Raw genomic sequence first — 1,129 nt, 5'->3', positions numbered from 1 at the left:
ACGATGACGGGGACTTCGACGACGATGACGGGGACTTCGACGACGATGACGGGGACTTCGACAACGATGACGGGGACGGGGATTTCGGTCACGCCGGTGCCGCGGCCAACTCTGACAGTTCCCACGCCTCCCCCAGAGCCACTTTTTGTCGATGGCTTAGTTGTCGGAAATGATGGGAATAACTATTTAATCGGCAGCTTGTTCAATGACACGATTTCCGGGGGTGGCGGCGACGACACGCTTCTGAGTCGGGACGGGGACGATATACTCAGGGGCGATGACGGTAACGATTCTCTCAACGGTGGCGCTGGTAAAGATATCGTTGAGGGCGGGCGCGGCAATGACACGGCGCGGGGCGGCAAAGACGATGACTTGGTTTCTGGCGAGGAAGGCGATGACGTAGCTTTTGGTGACCAGGGCAATGATATTGTCTTGGGTTCTGAAGGCAACGACTCGCTGTACGGCGGTAAAGGCAATGACTGTCTGCGCGGTGGTGGCGAGGACGACCTGATTTTTGGCGACAAGGGCAGTGACACTGTTTTTGGCGACACGGGTAATGACTGCCTGATCGGCGGCGCTGGCAATGATATTTTGTTGGGCTCCGAGGGCGGGGATGTCATCACCGGCGGTGTTGGTAACGATACTGGTGATGGCGGTGAGGGTGATGACCTGATTTTCGGGGGTGACGGCAATGATTCTTTGTCTGGGGGGCCTGGGGATGATATTCTTTCGGGCGATCGCGGGTCTGATACTCTGACAGGAGGCGACGGATCGGATATCTTTGTTCTCGGTAGGGTGGGCACGTCGCCTGCGGGCAACGGGTTTCTCACTACGGGCGGCCGCGAAATCGGCGATGCTGATTTAATTAGAGATTTTAATGCGGGAGATTCGATCGGTCTGGCTGGAGGTTTGAACTTTACACAGTTAGAAATCTTCCAGGGTCAAGGCTCGAATTCTAGCAACACGATTATTAGGGACAGGCAAACTGGGGAATATTTGGCGGTGTTGATTGATGTTCGATCGAACTCGCTAGATGAATCTAGGTTCACTACAGCTCAAATACCGCGCGTAGACGACAATCCCTTCACCATTATTCAAGGGACAAGTGCTTCTCCGACTCCGGCAACGG

General features: G+C 55.0%; 1 protein-coding gene. It reads left to right on the top strand.

All coding sequences use genetic code 11. The annotated features are described in order from the left end of the window. Nucleotides 1–1,129: calcium-binding protein (locus tag QUB70_RS16940; RefSeq protein WP_332982093.1), on the top strand; the 1,129-nt coding region annotated here is incomplete at both ends.

Source organism: Microcoleus sp. A003_D6 (assembly GCF_036702825.1).
GTDB lineage: Bacteria > Cyanobacteriota > Cyanobacteriia > Cyanobacteriales > Microcoleaceae > Microcoleus.
This window is presented reverse-complemented; position numbering and strand designations above follow the sequence as displayed.